The sequence below is a fragment of the Bacillus sp. SRB3LM genome (genome assembly GCF_015712745.1).
Lineage (GTDB): Bacteria > Bacillota > Bacilli > Bacillales > Bacillaceae_G > Bacillus_A > Bacillus_A thuringiensis_K.
The window spans coordinates 48,798-67,046 of record NZ_VWVQ01000021.1; the positions used below are offsets into that span (position 1 = coordinate 48,798).

Genomic DNA, 18,249 nt, shown 5'->3' on the forward strand with positions numbered 1-18,249 from the left:
GGAGTTTTTGTTTTTATGATTTCAATTCAGCACTTACAAAAAAGTTTCGGAGATAATACCGTACTAAAGCATATAGATTTAACAGTTGAGAAGGGCGAGGTTGTTGTTATTATTGGGCCGTCTGGATCTGGTAAAACGACATTCTTACGTTGTCTCAATGTATTAGAAACACCAAACGCTGGTAATATTCGTATCGGTAATAAAGAGCTTAACTTCTCTCAAAAAGTAACGAAGAAAGATATTGTCAATCTTCGTACGCAAACAGGTATGGTATTCCAGCACCATAACTTATTCCCGCATTTAACAGCACTTCAAAATGTAATGGAAGGGCTCGTTACAGTGAAAAAGATGGGGAAAGAAGAAGCGAAGAAAAAAGCAAACTATTTCCTTGAAAAAGTTGGTCTTGCGGATAAAGTAGACTTATATCCGTTCCAATTATCAGGCGGACAGCAACAGCGCGTTGGAATTGCGCGCGCGCTTGCGATGGAGCCGGAAGTGTTACTATTTGATGAGCCGACGTCAGCACTTGATCCTGAACTCGTTCAAGAAGTTCTGAAAGTAATGAAGGAACTTGCTAAAGAAGGCATGACGATGGTAATTGTAACGCACGAAATGCGCTTTGCACATCAAATTGCGAACCGTGTTATCTTCATGGATGGCGGTGTCGTTGTCGAACAAGGTACACCAGAAGAAGTATTTACAAATCCAAAAGAAGAACGCACGAAAAAATTCTTACAAATGTTGCAGTAAATTAAGAAAGGTCTCAGGGTATATGCCCTGAGACCTTTTTGCCATATATATTTATTTGTGGAATCCGCCAAGGCTTTGCTCAGCCATTGCAACTAGACGTTTTGTGATTTCTCCACCAACTGAACCGTTAGCGCGAGCCGTAGAATCTGCTCCTAATTGTACACCAAATTCTTGAGCGATTTCGTACTTCATTTGATCGATTGCAGCTGTTGCACCTGGTACTACTAATTGATTTGAAGAATTTTGGTTTGCCATAGGAATATATCCTCCTTAGAGTTATAAAAGTTTTTTTGGTTGGACTAGCTGGAGTTGAACCAGATTATCGCCCCGGTTGGCGCTAATCCATCGGTAATTAAGTTTGTACTCATAGTATGGATGTTACCTAGAAAGATATACAAAATAATAATTTGTAAATTTTGTCAAAAAAACTTATTGATTTCGTAAATTATGAAATAAGAGTAATCGTTGTATTTTTAAGAAAACAGGCCAAACTAAGAGGGATATTAAATATATTTTTCTCTTTGTAGCCTATTACTTGTAGGCTAATCATTAGCTTCTTATTTATGATTTATTGAAATGAAATCGGTAGCAACTTTATAGTTCTATTTTTAAGTAGTGGTGGAGTGACCGCTCCTATGCCTGGATAGGTTGCTTTCTTTCTTCACTCTAAAAAAGAGAGGCTTTAAACGATAATGTATGGAGGAATCATGATGGGGATTTGCCCGCTTTGCAACGCATTAGAATCACAAACATATTCTTGTCAAAATTGCCAAAGTATACTCCAAGATTATGGGAAGTCTGTAGATTACATAGACGATTATAGTGCCTATATGGATCAAGAATTATTAAGTGCAGTAGATGGTTTAACGCATAATAATTCAAATGAATATTGCAATCATATTTTTTATTGCGGAGTATGTAACGTGGAAACTGAGGTTGTAGTAAAACTTGTGTAAATAGAAAACTTCCACCTTATTATCTAGGTGGAAGTTTTTGTTTTTGTATTTGTGAGTGAATCATAGGAGAAGGGATATGTTCGGTGTTTGATGAAGCCCCTGATTTTATTTGAGACATTTTTTCTTTTGTATCACGTAAAGAATGTTCAGTTAAGTAGACGGCATATTCGTAAAATAACTGGCGCGTCAGTTCGCTTTGCTCTTTTAATTTGGCATCTTGGAATACAGTTCGCCCAGGTTTCGAGTTGGCTTCAAAGAGCCACGGATTTTCCTTCGTGTCTAAACCGATATCAAAACCGATTTCTCCAATATTTCCGGTTACTTGTTCATCGAGCGCGTAACTTATTTGTAAGGCAGTATGTTTTAATTTATTTTCAATTTGAACTTGTTTCGTTGAATCTGGAAAAAGCTCTTGTAATAATTTTGTATCACCGCCGCTATTTACGTGCGTTGTTAAACTGCCTTTGCCGGCAATTTTGGCGACAATTGCACTAACTATCCAATTACCGAAATGATTTTTATTTGTATGAATGCGGAAATCAACAGGTTGCCCATCGAAGCGAAGTAACGAAATACCTTGCTGTACGATAAACTTTTTTAAATCATGTCCTTTTAATAAGTGGTTTAGAAGAGTTTCTAATGATTGATACTTTCTCAGTTTATTTTCTTCATTTTCGCGATAACGACAGTAGTAGCAATTCTCTGTTTGAGAATAAAATATTTGATGAATATTTCTACCAAAGCTCCCGTGTATTGGTTTCATGTACACTGATTTATACGTGCCAAGAAACCGTTCTACTTGTTCAAAATGCTGAAATGTTTCTGTATGTGGTAATAAGGGTTTAATTGATTCGTCTTTCATAAGAAGTTGATGAACTTCCCATTTATTGAAAAACCCTGGGTTAAACCATGGGATGGAGTAGTCATGTTCTAACTTTCTTTTTGCTCTGACAATTGGTTTATAATTTTCCGCTTGTCGATTCGGTAATCGATCGTAAATGACATTTGGTAAAGGGACTTTTTTCTTTATCCATTGTTTCTCTTGAAAGAAATATCCTTCAATCGTTTCTTCTTCCCAGTTTATATGTTGAACGCCAAAGACGAATACGAACGGTCGTAATGAGAATGGTGGTGTTAACAACTCACTGAGAGCAATTGAACGATTTCCTAAAGGGTTAGAAGAATCATCGTTAAAGCCAGTTGTAAAAATGCCAATCAATGGTCCGAAAATAATCGTTTGGTTTTGTGTGAATGCATGAATAGTAGTTGATTGAGGCAGTAAAAGTTTTTCGGCAATATGTTTTCCGATAATAATTTCGCGAGTAAAGGAATAATGAATTTTCACCTCTTCACTTGCTATATGACGTATGCCGAAGGAGAGGGATGTAATAGGTGGTGTAATAGAAAAAACGTAAGGTAAAGTAATGCTATTTGGATGTTCATCTGAAATGTTTAATGTATATATATGTTCTTTCAAAATAGATTTACCTCCTTTCATTATGGTGTAAAGCGACTGAATTTAAGTGGTCCGTGAAATATCTTTTCAGCTAATAAATCACTATGACGAATGTATTGTTCGTAAGGAGGGATCGTGTTGACATACATAAGCCAGATTGCACCTTTTTGATCCATAATTGTGGAAAGTTCTAGTTCAAATAACGAAGAATAAGATTGATCTAGTGTTTGGAATACTTCATTTATAATGTCGTGTAAAGCGTCATGCAATAGTTCCACACCTGTACTAGATAGTACGTATTTAATTTTTGAAAATGAATGCAATGAATCATCGGCCGTTGCTGAGGGTAAAAGCTGATTAGGAAATGAGCTTTTTTGTATAAATTGACCGATAACATTCCAAGTTTGTTCTTTGTTTTTTTGCAAAATGGTTCGAATGTGCAGTGGATATGTTAATTGATTTGGTGGTTGTAGCATAGTATGCACTATGTAGCGTGATGAACGTATGTTAGATTTACACCAAGATATAAATTCATCTGTCCTCTTGATTGGAATAGATGTATGGTATTTTTCATTTACTGTATCGATATGAAACGTTTTATTTTTGTAAGCGACTCGATATAAGTTATCTTTAGAATGTATATTAGTGGGGCGTATAATAATATCTTTAGTTTTTAACAACAGTTTGAAAATGATTTGTATCGTTGCCACTTCAAATTTTGGTATATAAGGAGACAGTTTTTTATTAGTAAGAAATAAATCATGTAGTTCACTTAAGTTAATAAGTGTGTTATTTAAAAAGGTAGTGGAAGGACGGTTGTGCAAAGAGTGAATAATTGATTTTGCTTTTTCAAAGTCTGTTTCCTCGTGAAAAGAATAACGATCATATATATAAGAAGGAATAGGGAATGTTTGCTCTTTCCATTTTCCTGTATCTGTATCGTAAATAAGACCAGAAACAAGGTCTGTTTTAGAATCAATACAAAATGGCGTAAACTGGGCAACGACATTATGATAAAGCCGAGCGCGTTTAGCGATTTCGGTGTAATACGTTTGCTCATAATGAAGTTTAGAAGTTAAAAGGCCGAGAACCAACGAAATCACTCCTTTACTACTATTTGCATAAAAGGAGAAGCTATATATTGCAAATACGTTTTTATACCATTATACTTTTGTCCGTATGATGATATGCTATAGTTTTGGAGAAGTGAAAGGTTGATTGTAATGAATATATGGTTAAATATGTTAACGATGACAGGACTCGGAGCAATTATTGGGGGATATACGAATCATCTAGCGATAAAAATGTTATTTCGTCCTCATCGTCCTATTTATATCGGAAAGTTTCAAGTTCCATTTACACCAGGATTAATTCCGAAGCGTCGTGATGAACTTGCTGTTCAATTAGGGAAAATGGTTGTAGAGCATTTGTTAACACCAGAAGGAATCGGAAAGAAGTTAACAAATGAAGAGTTTCAAAAAGGTTTAATCCACTGGGCCAAAGTAGAAGTGGATAAAGTAATTACGAATGAACAATCACTGCGACATATGTTAGAGAAATGGAATGTAGCGTATGTAGAAGATGAAGCGATTCGAAAAATCGAACATGTGATTACAGAAAAAATTCATGCATTTTTAGCAGAGTATTATACATATACATGGGAACAGGCTTTACCTCATTCTGTACATGAAAAGATAGAGAATGCGATTCCGAATGCCTCGGCGTTTATTTTAGAGCGAGGAATTAGCTTTTTTGAAAGTGAAGAAGGGAAAGCGCGTCTTTCAAAAATGATTGATGATTTCTTTGCTTCTCGCGGAACGCTACTTAACTTAGTCGGAATGTTTTTAGGAAATGTAAGTGTAGTGGATCGTGTGCAGCCAGAAGTTATTAAGTTTTTAGGTCAAGATGGTACAAAGCAGCTTTTAACTGATGTACTGCAAAAAGAGTGGGAAAAGTTAAAAGGAAGAGATGTAAAAGAATTAGAAGCATTTGTAGAGAAAGAAATGATTGTAAGCTCCGTGCTGTCAGCAGTTAAAGTAGAGGAAACAGTGAGTAAGTTTTTAAATCAATCTGTTCAGCAAGTATGTGAACCAGTTCGAGAAACAATTATTGAAAAAGTGGTTCCAAGCACAGTAACGAAAGGCTTGAAGTGGGGAACAGAAAATGTAGAGAGTATACTAAACAATCTACACCTTGCGGAAATTGTCCAGCAAGAAGTGTCTACATTTTCAACAGAAAGATTAGAAGACCTAGTTCTGTCTATTACGAAAAACGAATTGAAAATGATTACGTATTTAGGGGCGTTATTAGGCGGAATGATCGGACTCGTACAAGGATTGTTACTATTGTTTCTTAGATAATAAGGTGAGTACATAGAAATAAAAGTGAAATTTCTTCACATCTCTTGCATAGTTTGATATGGTAAGAAGAGGTGCGTATGTAAATGCACTGAAAAGGCAGTGCGAGTGAAAAGCGCTAGCCTTCTAAAGGAGGAAAAATAAAATGACAAAGAACATTCATGATGTTGCATATGAATTACAAAAAGCAATCGCTGAAAACGAAGACTTCAAAACTTTAAAAGAGAGCTACGCAGCAGTTCAAGCTGATGCGGCTTCAAAGAACTTATTCGATGAGTTCCGTACAATGCAACTTAGCTTACAACAAAAAATGATGCAAGGCCAAGAAATCACTGAAGAAGACAACCAACAGGCACAAGAAGTTGTAGCTCGCATTCAACAAGATGCTAAAATTACAAAATTAATGGAAACTGAGCAACGCCTAAACGTTGTAATCGGTGACGTTAACAAAATTATCATGAAGCCACTTGAAGAATTATATAGCGCGCAACAACAAGCGTAATAGTGGAAGACGCTCCTATGGGAGCGTCTTTTTTGTTTAGGGAATTTAATAGTTATACCACAAAAACTCCCTTTCAAAATAGCCATTTCTTATTGGTTATTTTGAAAGGGGTATGTAATACATCTAATTTTTTTATTGCTGTTAATTGAAGTTTTAATGTTTTTTTCGTTCAAAAACTTTTCAATCTCTTTTTGTTTCCTCCCATTTATTTTCTCAAGGCGTTTTGTAAAAGAAAAATTGGCTTTGAATAAGTTACCATCTTGGGCGAGTTTGTCTAATTCTTGATCTAGCTCTACGAAAATATCTGTAGATGAAGACATAAATTCATATATTTCTTTTGAAGGCTTTTTATAATCATTAGGTAAATTATTATTACTAATAAACTCATGGAAATTCATATCGTTTTGTTTCGCTAAATCGATTAGCTTTTGTAATTTTTCTCGGTCAGGTTCCGTGAAATCAGTATCAGAATTTGTTGAAGCGAGAGGGATAATATTTTCAGATAACTCCCAACTATAATCTATATAACTTTTTATATTTTGTTTCATTTCGTCTTCACTAATAGTTTCATTTTTCTTTGAGGAACTAAATATATTTTCTGGAACTTTAATAACAACATCTTTGATAGATTGTACATCATTTTTTTCCTTAGGCTGTACACTGTTTGAACAAGCTGATAGAAATAACATTGTAAGTAACATGAGTGGGTATAAAATATAATTTTTCATCTTAATCTCCTTTTGCATTAGTGTCGTTGCAAAATAGCTACATTCCATTTCAAATACTTAACTAAAGCTACGTATAGATGTTTTATTATTTGATAACATATGACTGATATTAGTAAGCCGATGCAAAAAGCTATGAATACATTGTAAACATCAGAATAACTGATTTGATGAAACCCTTTAAAGAATCCTAACCCTAGTAATAATATAGGCGAAATAATTAATAACGGTGTAGCAATTATAAGTGCTAGAAGAAGCGGTAATAGAAAGAGTAATACGAAAAAGGCGATAATGATAAATATAAAGTTTAAAACACTTAAGCTCATAACAGAAAACAGTGCTTTCATAATGTTTTTTAGGCTGCGCCTATTGTCAGCGTTGCTTATTGCATATGAAACGTTAAGTTCTTTAGCGATAGTTTTAGGGTTTCCTAGTTTTTTAGAAATTTCCTCTTCAGATATTCCATCCTGTTTACCACTAATAAAATGAGTTTCGTACTCCGAGATAATATCCTCCTTTTCTAAAATATGCATATTCCGTAGGGAAGAACTAAGTTGCTCTAAAAATTCACTTTTGTTCATAACAATCACTTTCCTTAATAAAATGATGAATTATGGCTGAAAATCCTATCTTTTTTCTAAACAGCACACACAATCTATATCTACTTTTTGAAAGGAGATATAGATTGCGAATAACATTCCAAATAATGGTTATTCCATTATTTACAAATATATCACTTACTATTGTTCTTTGCAAGGTACTATAAAATTTTTAATATTATAAATGAATGGAAATATTTTTGCGTATTTTTAGAAGAGATATAAAAATGTTATTTTAAGATAAACAAAAGGTTGTAAGCGCATTCTTTGAATCTTGTCAAAATAATGTCGAATTCATATTGTTGGAAAAATAATGCATTTGTAATATAATGATAAAGATACTTCACCACATTAATTAACTAGGTGAAATTAAAATCTTTATTACACACATTATGAAATAAAGGGTGATTAGTTTTGAGTACAGATGTAAAAGCAAACGACGTGAAGACAAAAACAAAAGGAGCAGATCTTGTTGTTGATTGTTTAATTAAACAAGGTGTTACACATGTTTTCGGTATTCCAGGAGCGAAGATTGACTCTGTATTTGATGTATTGCAAGAAAGAGGACCAGAGTTAATCGTTTGTCGTCATGAACAAAACGCAGCATTTATGGCAGCTGCTATTGGTAGATTAACAGGGAAACCGGGCGTATGTCTTGTAACTTCAGGACCAGGGACATCAAATTTAGCGACAGGTCTTGTTACTGCGAATGCGGAGAGTGATCCCGTTGTTGCTTTAGCTGGTGCAGTACCTCGTACGGATCGATTAAAACGTACGCATCAATCTATGGATAATGCTGCACTATTCGAACCAATCACAAAATATAGCGTAGAAGTAGAGCATCCTGATAATGTGCCAGAAGCATTATCAAATGCATTCCGAAGTGCAACTTCCACAAATCCAGGCGCTACTTTAGTAAGTCTGCCGCAAGACGTTATGACTGCGGAAACAACTGTAGAGTCTATCGGTGCGCTTTCTAAGCCACAGCTTGGAATCGCTCCCACACATGATATTACATATGTAGTAGAAAAAATAAAATCAGCGAAATTACCAGTTATTTTACTCGGTATGAGAGCGAGCACAAATGAAGTGACGAAAGCTGTTCGTAAATTAATTGCGGATACAGAACTTCCTGTCGTTGAAACATATCAAGCAGCTGGTGCGATTTCACGTGAGTTAGAAGATCATTTCTTCGGCCGCGTTGGATTATTCCGTAACCAACCAGGTGATATTTTACTAGAAGAAGCAGACCTTGTTATTTCAATTGGTTATGATCCAATCGAGTATGATCCAAAGTTCTGGAATAAACTTGGCGACAGAACGATTATTCATCTTGACGACCATCAAGCAGATATCGACCATGATTACCAACCAGAGCGTGAATTAATTGGTGATATTGCCTTAACGGTAAATAGCATCGCGGAGAAATTACCGAAACTTGTATTAAGTACGAAATCAGAAGCGGTATTAGAACGATTACGCGCGAAATTATCAGAACAAGCAGAAGTTCCAAATCGTCCTGCAGAAGGTGTTACGCATCCACTTCAAGTGATTCGTACACTTCGTTCTTTAATTAGTGACGATACAACCGTTACATGTGACATCGGTTCCCATTCTATTTGGATGGCGAGATGTTTCCGTTCTTATGAACCACGTAGATTATTATTTAGTAACGGCATGCAAACGTTAGGTGTTGCACTTCCTTGGGCAATCGCTGCTACTTTAGTAGAACCAGGTAAAAAAGTAGTTTCCGTATCAGGTGACGGTGGTTTCTTATTCTCAGCGATGGAGTTAGAAACAGCGGTACGTTTAAATGCTCCAATCGTCCATCTTGTATGGAGAGACGGCACATATGATATGGTTGCATTCCAACAAATGATGAAATACGGCAGAACATCAGCTACAGAGTTTGGCGATGTTGATCTTGTGAAATATGCGGAAAGTTTCGGGGCGTTAGGTCTTCGTGTTAACACGCCTGATGAATTAGAAGGGGTATTAAAATCCGCATTAGCAGCAGACGGCCCTGTCATTATTGATATTCCAATCGACTACCGTGATAACATTAAATTAAGCGAAAAATTATTACCAAACCAACTAAACTAATGGAGGCAGATTTGAGATGACTGTTGCGCAATTAATTGATATTGATGCAAAAAAAACGAAAATGAGTAATGAAGTATATCAAACATCTACAATGCTTGCGCTATTAGATGGTATATATGATGGTGTGATTAGCTTTGAAGATTTGAAAAAACATGGTGATTTCGGCATCGGCACATTTGATCAATTAGACGGTGAAATGATTGCATTTGATAATGGATTTTATCATTTACGTTCAGACGGTTCAGCGGAAAAAGTAGAGCCAGAAGAAACAACGCCATTTGCGACTGTAACGTTTTTTGAAAAAGAAATGAGTTATACGGTAGAGCGTCCGATGAATCGTGAAGAAGTTGAAGCGTTATTACATGAATTAATGCCAAGTAAAAACTTATTTTACGCTATTCGAATGGACGGTACGTTCCGTGAAGTAAGAACGAGAACTGTTCCAAGACAAGAAAAACCGTATACACCACTCGTTGAAGTGACGAAATCGCAACCAATCTTTTCGTTTGAAAATACAGAAGGTACGCTTGCTGGATTTTGGACACCAGATTACGCACAAGGTATTGGGGTAGCTGGATTCCACTTACATTACATTGATGATGAAAGAAGCGGAGGCGGACATGTTTTCGACTATGTTGTAGAAAACTGCACGATTCAAATTTGTCAAAAAGCTCATATGCATTTAGCACTTCCAGAAACAGCAGATTTTATGAAGGCTGAATTATCAAGAGAAAATTTAGAGGATAATATTGCAACTGCGGAAGGTGCAGAGTAAGAGGGAAAGACTGTTCCAAAATGGAACAGTCTTCTTTTATTCGTAATGTTATTATTTGTCGATAAATCGATATTTCTTGTCGAACCGTTGATATATTGTAAGTTACGATAGATATATTTGAAAAATCGTTGATATCGCTTATTTCTTTGAAACGAACGGATGTCCTTCATAATAAAAACGCCACGGATAATGTACAGCTTCTTCCGCATAGTCGATGTTAATACGAGGTCCTGCTGTTATTTTATATTGTGATGATAGGTGTTCTTCTTCTGGGACGAGTTCAATATGTAATGTATCACTTTGTAAGGATACACCTCGTTCTTCTAAAGTAATTCCGAGGGCACGGCATAGTTTGCCAGGGCCGTTCGTTACATTTTTATACTGGGCTTTTGTAATGTCGGTTTTGTTGTAGCGTGCTAGTTTTATTTCTTCTATTCCATCTACCGGCTCAAGGGCTCGAATGAGAACACCTTGCGGGGTGCCAACTGGCGCTGTAATGACGTTAAAACAATGATACATACCGTAAATTAAATATACGTAAGCATGTCCCGGTGCACCAAACATGACTTCTGTACGGTCCGTTCGTCTACCTCCGTAACTATGTGCGGCTTTATCATCGGGACCTTTGTATGCTTCTACTTCTACAATGATTCCGCTTCGTTTTACTCCGTCTACAATATGTACAAGTTTCTGTCCGAGTAATTTCTTTGCGACTTCTAACGTATCGCCTTCATAAAAGGAAGGTGGTGCCTGCATTGTACTATCTCCTTTGCTAAGTGTATATGTATATAGTAAACCAAATTTTCAGTAGTAATTCTAACTCGTTCTATTTGCTACATTTATTTCATAAATTATGGATAGAGTACAACAGCGAAGAGGGGGAGTGCGACATGATTTATCGCTTACTAGCTCTTAATATAGATGGGACACTACTATACAACAACGGAAAAATTGCAAAAGGATTAAGAGAAACAATTGAATTTGTGAAAAGAAAAGATGTATACGTTACATTATTTACGAGTCGTAATTTTCAATCCGCTCATAAAGTAGCAAAAGCGTTAAAATTAGATTCTATATTAGTGACACATGGTGGTGCTTTCGTTTCAGCAACGTTAGATAAGCCGTACGTTCAAAGAAGATTATCTGAAGAGAAGACTTTTAACATTGTGCAAGTGTTAGAGCACTTTGATTGTAACGTACGTATTTCTCATGAACGGTTTTCAATCGGAAATCGTGAGAGAAATACACCAAACTTAATTGCGCGCACTGTATTATCAAGCGCAGATCCGTTATTTTATCCAGTTCAATTTGTAGATTCGTTAGGTGATGCGCTTCGTGATCATCCGGTAGCGGCGCCAAAAATTGATGTTCTTTTCCAAACTAAAGGTGAAAAAGAACGCGGGCTAAATACATTAAGAAAAGCGTTCCAAGATGTAGAGTATGTTGAATGTGATTCAAAACGAATAGAAATTTTACCACAAAATGTATCAAAATTACGTGGATTACAATTGCTTGGAGAGCATTTAAATATTTCGCTAAATGAAATGGTTGCGATTGGAGATAGTATGGAAGATTTAGAAGTTATTGAAAACGTGGGACTTGGGGTAGCGATGGGGAACGCACCTGTAGAATTAAAGCAAGCAGCAGATTGGATTACACGTTCAAATAGCGAAAACGGTGTAGAGTATATGATTAAAGAGCATTTCCGTAAGCAATTCCCGCTTCCGTTTTTGAAGAATCATAAAAATACACCGAAACGATGAAAGAAAAACGTAGCTTTTTGGCTACGTTTTTTTGTTTATCTTATTAAAAACAGTGAAAGCGTTTTAAAATATGAATTGTGTACGAAATCCATACAATTCACTTGAATCCTTCAGAAAACTAATGTAAAGTGGATGATGTTGCCAAAACAGTTACACCACATGAAATATTCTTCAGATTAATTTTATTGGGCTCCCATACGTAAAAGTATTTCCGCATGACAGTTTAGTTCACGTATTATTTCAAAAATGAATTGTAGCAATCTTATTAAGTAGTTGTAGTGTTTCTTTGTTTTATTTAAATGGATTATTTTAAGTTAATGTGAGTAAGGTTTGGTACATATGATATGTACTTCTTTTTGTGATTTTAGGAAGTTTAAAAGGGGGAATGAATTTCTTGAGGAAATCATTTAATCAAAAAATTAAAAAGTTAAGTAGTAGTTTAATAGTTGTATTACTAATATGTATGAATTTTTTAATCCACTTACCATTTAAAGCAGAGGCAGCTACAACAGAATTAAAAGGTTTAGGTGATGTATCTTATTACAATGCCATCATTTTTGGAGATCATAGTGCAACGAGTGCGGATATTGAAGGTGCGATGGCTGTTCAGAAAAATATGAACGCATCAAGTTATACAGTCGTAGCGGCTGCAACTGTAGCAAATAACTTAGCTGGAGCAACTTGGGTAGATGAAGGATATCCATCATTATTACTAGGCGGTCAATTTACGAAAGCGGGAGCAGGACAAGTAATTATTCAAGATGGAACAGTGGCGATGACAAAAGACGGTGACCCAGATGGCGCAATGAAAACATCATATGACCGTATCTCTTATAAAGAGCAAGCGGAGATTGATGCTAAGTTTAAAGAATTTAGAAAAGACGTCGATGGTGTAATTGGGGATGCAAGTAAACTACACACTGATAAGCCAAAACCTAATATGAGCTTTGGAATCGGTGAAGATGTAAACAACCCTAATATTTATGTCTCTTCAGGCCAAACGGGAAAGAAAACATTTGATGTAAAAGACGTTTTTCTTCCGAATGTAGAGAATAAAGACTTTATTGTTATTTATTCAGATGCAGAAGAAGTGAGTTTTGGTGGCGGTGCAATTTTGTATGATACAAGAAATACTGGGATGGCGACGGATTTAATTAATACATCTCAAGCATACGACCCTAATTCATCTTTTACTGAGTTAGCTAGTAAGGTAATTTGGGTATTTCCTAATGCTACAAAGATAACAACTAAAGGTTATGGTGTAGTAGGTAGTGTGTTTGCACCTAATGCAGTTGTAGAAACAAAAGGTGGTTCTATTAATGGACAAGCCTATGTTGGAGGATTACACCAAAGAGATGGTTTTGAGGTTCATAATTTTAAATTTAACTGGCCAAAGTGGAATAAGCCAGCAGCTGAAAAAGGACATTTACAAATTAAAAAAGTTGATGAAAATGATGAAAACATTGTTTTAAAAGATGCAAAATTTGATGTTATAGACAAAGATAATAACGTTGTGGCTACTGTTACAACAAACGAAAAGGGTATTGCGGAAGTTAAAGATTTACCATTTGGTGACTATTTTGTAAAAGAAATAAATGCACCAGAAGGATATATAAAAGTTGATACACCAGTCAAAGTAACAATTGATAATACAAACGTAATTGAACTTGTTATGAAGAATACGAGAAAAGTAGAGAATGGCCAATTTAAATTATTGAAAAAAGATAGTGAATCTGGTCAACTTCTACCAGGTGCAAAATTTGATGTTATCGATAAAGATGGGAAAGTTGTGGAAACAATTGTTACAGATGATAAAGGTGAAGCCTTATCGAAACAACTTCCAGTTGGAAGCTATACATTAAAAGAAGTAGAAGCACCAAAAGGATATGAATTATCATCTAGTTCAGTTTCTATTGATGTAGAGGCTAATAAAGTAGTGACTGTAGATGTGGTGAATAAAAAGATCCCCGAAAAAGTAACGGGTCAATTCGAAATCGTGAAAGTAGATGCGGAAGATAAAACGAAAGTATTATCAGATGCAGAATTCGAAGTGTATAAAGATGGTAAAAAAGTAGAGACGTTACGAACAGATAAAACTGGTAAAGTAGTTTCACAGAAATTAGAACCAGGAAAGTATACATTAAAAGAAACGAAAGCACCACAAGGATATAAATTGTTAAAAGAAGAAATTGAAGTCGTTGTGGAAGCAAACAAGTTAGTAGAAGTACAAATAGAAAATGCGAAAGAACTAGGAAGCTTACAAGTAATCAAAAAGGATGCAGAGAGTGGAACAGTTCTAGCAGGTGCAGAATTTAAATTAAAGAACGAAGCTGGTCAAGTAGTTGGAGAAGCGAAAACAACGAATAAAGAAGGTGTTGTGAAATTCGAAAACTTAGTGCCAGGAAAGTACACGTTAGAGGAAACAAAAGCGCCAGAAGGTTATAAGGCGTTAGAAGTAACAGTAGAAGTAAATGTTATAGCGAACGAAGTAGTAAAACAAGAAGTTACGAATGAAAAAGTAACAGGTCAATTTGAAATCGTGAAAGTAGATGCGAATGATAAAACGAAATTGTTATCAGGTGCAGAATTCGAAGTGTATAAAGATGGTAAAAAGGTAGCAGAACTAAAAACAGATGAGAGTGGAAAAGTGATGTCACCGAAATTACCGCTAGGTGAATACACAGTGAAAGAAACGAAAGCACCAGCGGGCTACAAGCTTTCAAATAAAGAATGGAAAGTAACAATTCAAAACGAGAAAGAAGTAGTAAAAGTAGAGGCAGAAAACGAAAAAATCTTAGGTTCTCTACAAATTATTAAAATGGATGATAAAGATCAAACGAAACGCTTAGCAGGCGCACAATTTACATTGAAAGATGTGAAAGGAAATGTTGTAAAAGAAGGAATTACAACAGATAAGTCTGGAACGGTTAAAGTAGACGGACTTGTGCCAGGTGAATATACGTTAGAAGAAACAAAAGCACCAGAAGGTTATGAGTTAACAAAACAAATAATTCATGTAACAGTTGACGGTGAAAAAGTTGTTGATGTAAAAGTAACGAACAGTAAGAGCCTTGGTCAATTCGAAATCGTGAAAGTAGATGCGGAAGATAAAACGAAAGTATTATCAGACGCAGAATTCGAAGTGTATAAAGATGGTAAAAAAGTAGAGACGTTACGAACAGATAAAACTGGTAAAGTAATCTCTAAGAAATTAGAACCAGGAACATACACATTAAAAGAAACGAAAGCACCACAAGGATATAAATTGTTAAAAGAAGAGATTGAAGTCGTTGTGGAAGCAAACAAAGTAGTAGAAGTACAAGTAGAAAACGCAAAAGAACTAGGAAGCTTACAAGTAACCAAAAAGGATGCAGAGAGTGGAACAGTTCTAGCAGGTGCAGAATTTAAATTAAAGAACGAAGCTGGTCAAGTAGTTGGAGAAGCGAAAACAACGAATAAAGAAGGTGTTGTGAAATTCGAAAACTTAGTGCCAGGAAAGTACACGTTAGAGGAAACAAAAGCGCCAGAAGGTTATAAGGCGTTAGAAGTAACAGTAGAAGTAAACGTTGTAGCGAACGAAGTAGTAAAACAAGAAGTTATGAATGAAAAAGTGAAAGAAGAAATTACAGGTCAATTAGAAATTACAAAGGTAGATGCCAATAATACAAATAAAACTTTAGCAGGCGCAGTGTTTGAAATTTGGAAAGACGGAACAAAAATCGACACATTAACAACAAACAAGAGCGGTAAAGCGACTTCTAAGAAGTTAGAACCAGGAGATTACACTTTAAAAGAAATCCAAGCGCCAGAAGGATATACTTTATCCGATAAGGAAATGAAATTTACGATTTCTAATGAAAAAATTGAAGTTGTAAAGCTTCAAATTACAAATAAAAAAGATACAGAAAAAGGTCCGGAAAAACCAGGTGAAGGAACAGAAAAGCCAGGTGAAGAAACAGGGAAGCCAGGTGAAGAAACAGGGAAGCCAGGTGAAGAAACAGGGAAGCCAGGTGAAGAAACAGGGAAGCCAGGTGAAGAAACAGGGAAGCCAGGTGAAGAAACAGAAAAACCAGGTGAAGAAACAGGGAAGCCAGGTGAAGAAACAGAGAAGCCAGGTGAAGAAACAGGGAAGCCAGGTGAAGAAACAGAAAAACCAGGTGAAGAAACAGGGAAGCCAGGTGAAGGAACAGAGAAGCCAGGTGAAGGAACAGAAAAGCCAGGTGAAGGAACAGAAAAGCCAGGTGAAGGAACAGAGAAGCCAGATGAAGGAACAGAGAAGCCGGGAGAAGGAACAGAAAAACCAGGTGAGGGAGTAGAAAAACCTAATTTACCAGAAAAAGGACAAGGTTCTTCTAATAATCAACAACTTCCAGCTACAGGACACAATACGAATTACGTTCCATTCATCGGTTTTATGCTTCTGTTATTAGGAATACGTTTAAGATTCATGGCTAAAAATAGCTAACAGATGTATAAAAGGCATCAGAGATATATAGTCTCTGATGCCTTTTAAGTGAATACAGATAAAATGAAAATATCTATATGGAATGATAAATATGTTAAGCTTCAATTACGCTAAGCATTCTGTTTATAAATGCAGCTGCGTGAGCACGTTGTGATGGTCCTTTTGGTACGAATTGATTAAATTCATTACCTTTTACAATTCCATATCCATACACTCTTTGTACTTCTTCTTTAGCGTAAATTAAGTTTTGGTCTACGAATGGTAGTTCAACTTGTTTTGCAAAAATACCAGCGTGTTTTAGAGAACGATCAATCATAATAACAGCTTCTTCGCGTGTAATTGTAGTATTTGGATCAAATGTATTATCACCACGTCCGCGGATTATGCCTGCGCTTGCTGCACGATTAATACCGTCTCTTAACGATGGGTGTACTTGTTCTAAGTCTGTGAAATTAGCATTTCCACTTGGTAATTGTAAAGCACGAGTAATTAGTGTAGCAAATTCAGCACGCGTTACAAGACGTTCTGGGAAGTACTTGCCGTTCCCTTCTCCTTGCATAATGCCTCTAGCTGCTAATTGACGAATGTCTTGTTCATACCATCCACCTGTAATGTCATCAGTTACTGGATCTTTTTGGTTTTCCTTATAGTATGTTTCAGTTCCTTTTAAGAAAGCATCCCATTGTCCGCGTTGAATCATAAACGCAGGGCAGTTTTTTCCTGACCAAAATTGGTGTTTTTGGACCTTATCTAGAGAAATATTTAAGTCGTTCATTAAATAAGCTGCCAATTTACGGGCATTTTCTACCGCTTTTTCATAGTTTCCATCTTGATTAACGGCAATTTCAATTCCGATAGATTCATAGTTTCCAGTTTTATTTCCAGCATGCCAACCAACTTCATTTACTGGAAGATGTTGATAAATTTCTTTATCATCTACTGTGAAATGCCAAGATGCAGCGCGATCAGCTGTTCCGCGTGCTTGATTATCTAAGAATTTTGCATGATTTAGAGCATTGGCACCTTTCGCTGTATTAGCCGTTTCGTGAATCGTAATATATTTAGGTACCATTGGGTAGCCAGGGCGAATATCATCGTTTCCTTTTGGGACAATCATTTCTTTAAATGTAACGCCATAAATATTGTTTGTTTGTAGAGCTTCTGGCGATCTCAATAAACTATTTTTAGCAGTACGACTGTTTTTTAATAATGAAGCTTTTGTACCTTCAAATGTAGCAGCAGGTGCATAAATCCATTTTGCGGTTTCATTTATTTGGACTTTAAACCAATTTCCAGCTTGTTCAGTAGGAGTTATGACTTGTGGCTGTAGTTTCCCTTCTTCTTTAAATGATTGGAACGGAAGGGCATGTATGGAAGCTTCTTCTTTTACGATTAATTTTTGGTTAGATAGTTTATGAATCTCTTGAACTTCTAAACTATTATCATTGTTATCTATCCATCCAGCGCCAGTTGGCGTCGTTATGTAATAAGCATTTCCTTTTTTCTTTGTCGCCGTTACGACTTGTTCTGTAATCTCGATATTCGATTTGTTTTTTAAATCATTCGCGGTATATAATGAATGTTTTTTTGAAGTGTATAGTAGGAATTGACCAGTAACCTCGATATCTTCTTCATGAGTACTATGCTCATTAACATGCTCTTTAATACTTTTAAAAACTTGATCTTCCGTATATACTTCAGCGGATTTTTCAGCACTCTCTGCAAATGAATAAGTAGGTGCAAGAACAGTTTGTAATGCAAGAGAGAGAGTTAAAACACTATAAAATTTCTTTTTCAT

At 35.8% G+C, this 18,249-nt stretch carries 15 protein-coding genes; 8 read left to right on the forward strand and 7 right to left on the reverse strand.

Features of this window, described 5'->3' with window-relative positions; translation table 11 throughout:
* The first annotated feature begins 15 nt into the window (after positions 1 to 15).
* A complete protein-coding gene (locus tag F3I02_RS13545) occupies positions 16 to 750 on the forward strand; it encodes an amino acid ABC transporter ATP-binding protein (RefSeq protein ID WP_000623610.1) in 735 nt (244 codons plus the stop codon).
* A 51-nt stretch (positions 751 to 801) separates the two neighbouring features.
* Here the strand turns inward: F3I02_RS13545 and sasP are convergent, their stop codons facing one another.
* Positions 802 to 1,005, reverse strand: a complete 204-nt coding sequence (gene sasP / locus F3I02_RS13550; protein WP_000013338.1) for a small acid-soluble spore protein, SasP family — start codon at positions 1,003 to 1,005, stop codon at positions 802 to 804.
* A 455-nt stretch (positions 1,006 to 1,460) separates the two neighbouring features.
* Here sasP and F3I02_RS13555 point away from each other — a divergent pair, with 455 nt between their 5' ends.
* Entirely contained in the window at positions 1,461 to 1,706 is a 246-nt protein-coding gene (locus F3I02_RS13555) for a hypothetical protein (protein WP_000510474.1), read from the forward strand.
* A 19-nt stretch (positions 1,707 to 1,725) separates the two neighbouring features.
* Here the strand turns inward: F3I02_RS13555 and F3I02_RS13560 are convergent, their stop codons facing one another.
* Both F3I02_RS13560 and F3I02_RS13565 read right to left on the reverse strand, forming a co-directional pair.
* Complete coding sequence (locus F3I02_RS13560) at positions 1,726 to 3,183, reverse strand: YheC/YheD family endospore coat-associated protein (RefSeq protein ID WP_196478060.1); 1,458 nt, start codon at positions 3,181 to 3,183, stop codon at positions 1,726 to 1,728.
* Between the two features lie 20 nt (positions 3,184 to 3,203).
* Positions 3,204 to 4,256, reverse strand: coding sequence for a YheC/YheD family endospore coat-associated protein (locus F3I02_RS13565; protein ID WP_196478061.1), 1,053 nt, complete (start codon positions 4,254 to 4,256; stop codon positions 3,204 to 3,206).
* Positions 4,257 to 4,385: 129 nt separating this feature from the next.
* Between F3I02_RS13565 and F3I02_RS13570 the strand changes: the two genes are divergently transcribed.
* The gene (locus tag F3I02_RS13570; protein WP_196478062.1) at positions 4,386 to 5,522 is read left to right on the forward strand and encodes a DUF445 domain-containing protein; all 1,137 of its coding nucleotides are present in this window, start codon (positions 4,386 to 4,388) and stop codon (positions 5,520 to 5,522) included.
* A gap of 142 nt (positions 5,523 to 5,664) precedes the next feature.
* Positions 5,665 to 6,021 carry a YlbF/YmcA family competence regulator gene (locus tag F3I02_RS13575; RefSeq protein WP_000164612.1) on the forward strand — a complete coding sequence of 119 codons (357 nt, stop codon included), beginning with the start codon at positions 5,665 to 5,667 and terminating at the stop codon, positions 6,019 to 6,021.
* Between the two features lie 89 nt (positions 6,022 to 6,110).
* Here F3I02_RS13575 and F3I02_RS13580 read toward each other — a convergent pair whose 3' ends face one another.
* Both F3I02_RS13580 and F3I02_RS13585 read right to left on the reverse strand, forming a co-directional pair.
* Positions 6,111 to 6,749, reverse strand: a complete 639-nt coding sequence (locus F3I02_RS13580; protein ID WP_074593843.1) for an NDxxF motif lipoprotein — start codon at positions 6,747 to 6,749, stop codon at positions 6,111 to 6,113.
* Between the two features lie 17 nt (positions 6,750 to 6,766).
* Positions 6,767 to 7,327, reverse strand: coding sequence for an HAAS signaling domain-containing protein (locus F3I02_RS13585; RefSeq protein WP_046946579.1), 561 nt, complete (start codon positions 7,325 to 7,327; stop codon positions 6,767 to 6,769).
* Positions 7,328 to 7,759: 432 nt separating this feature from the next.
* Here F3I02_RS13585 and alsS point away from each other — a divergent pair, with 432 nt between their 5' ends.
* Together alsS and alsD are read left to right on the forward strand one after the other, a co-directional pair.
* Positions 7,760 to 9,448 (forward strand): acetolactate synthase AlsS, encoded by a 1,689-nt coding sequence (gene alsS / locus F3I02_RS13590; protein WP_000102393.1) that lies wholly within the window; start codon positions 7,760 to 7,762, stop codon positions 9,446 to 9,448.
* 16 nt (positions 9,449 to 9,464) lie between these two features.
* Complete coding sequence (gene alsD, locus F3I02_RS13595; protein WP_000215009.1) at positions 9,465 to 10,223, forward strand: alpha-acetolactate decarboxylase; 759 nt, start codon at positions 9,465 to 9,467, stop codon at positions 10,221 to 10,223.
* A 138-nt stretch (positions 10,224 to 10,361) separates the two neighbouring features.
* Here alsD and F3I02_RS13600 read toward each other — a convergent pair whose 3' ends face one another.
* Positions 10,362 to 10,979, reverse strand: coding sequence for a DNA-3-methyladenine glycosylase (locus tag F3I02_RS13600; protein WP_001148809.1), 618 nt, complete (start codon positions 10,977 to 10,979; stop codon positions 10,362 to 10,364).
* Between the two features lie 134 nt (positions 10,980 to 11,113).
* Here F3I02_RS13600 and F3I02_RS13605 point away from each other — a divergent pair, with 134 nt between their 5' ends.
* Positions 11,114 to 11,986 carry a Cof-type HAD-IIB family hydrolase gene (locus tag F3I02_RS13605; protein WP_000640430.1) on the forward strand — a complete coding sequence of 291 codons (873 nt, stop codon included), beginning with the start codon at positions 11,114 to 11,116 and terminating at the stop codon, positions 11,984 to 11,986.
* A 385-nt stretch (positions 11,987 to 12,371) separates the two neighbouring features.
* Positions 12,372 to 16,451, forward strand: coding sequence for a SpaA isopeptide-forming pilin-related protein (locus F3I02_RS13610; protein ID WP_230876829.1), 4,080 nt, complete (start codon positions 12,372 to 12,374; stop codon positions 16,449 to 16,451).
* 94 nt (positions 16,452 to 16,545) lie between these two features.
* Here the strand turns inward: F3I02_RS13610 and F3I02_RS13615 are convergent, their stop codons facing one another.
* A complete protein-coding gene (locus F3I02_RS13615; RefSeq protein WP_000726525.1) occupies positions 16,546 to 18,249 on the reverse strand; it encodes an S-layer homology domain-containing protein in 1,704 nt (567 codons plus the stop codon).